This is a genomic window from Bacillus sp. EKM202B (assembly GCF_011066025.1).
GTDB classification, from domain to species: Bacteria; Bacillota; Bacilli; order Bacillales; family Bacillaceae_G; genus Bacillus_A; species Bacillus_A toyonensis.
This window is the reverse complement of sequence record NZ_JAAMNK010000105.1, coordinates 1-448: the sequence shown is the minus strand read 5'-3', so window position 1 is coordinate 448 and position 448 is coordinate 1. Positions and strand designations below refer to the sequence as shown.

1 protein-coding gene is annotated in these 448 nt (G+C 32.1%); it reads left to right on the top strand.

Annotated features, from left to right (window positions below; genetic code table 11):
• The coding region (locus tag G9F74_RS29525; protein WP_185157066.1) for a zinc dependent phospholipase C family protein at positions 1–448 on the top strand (448 nt) is incomplete at both ends.

Sequence of the window (448 nt, the reverse complement as noted above, 5' to 3'; positions counted from 1 at the left end):
AAATTATGAAAACAGAATCTAATATTGAAGCAAATAAGCAGGCTGTGGACTTTTTAAATTATCCACAATATAAAGATTTATTTTCTAAAGGATTATATGATGCAGATTATAATGCAGAGTTTAACGATGGTGGTACAGGAATAGGTGGCGTTTTTAAAGGCGGATGGAAATCTCATTTTTATGATCCTGATACTAAAGAAAATTATAGAGGAGAAACAAATCCAACGGCTCTTACACAAGGTAAGAAATACTTTTATGAATCTGGAGAACATTTACGAAATAAGGACTATGAAAAAGCTTTCTATTACTTAGGAGTAGCCACGCACTACTTTACAGATGCTACTCAACCTATGCATGCAGCAAATTTTACCGCAATTGATACGAGAGCTATAAAATATCATAGCTACTTTGAAAATTATGTTACAACCATTCAAAATCAATTTGCAGT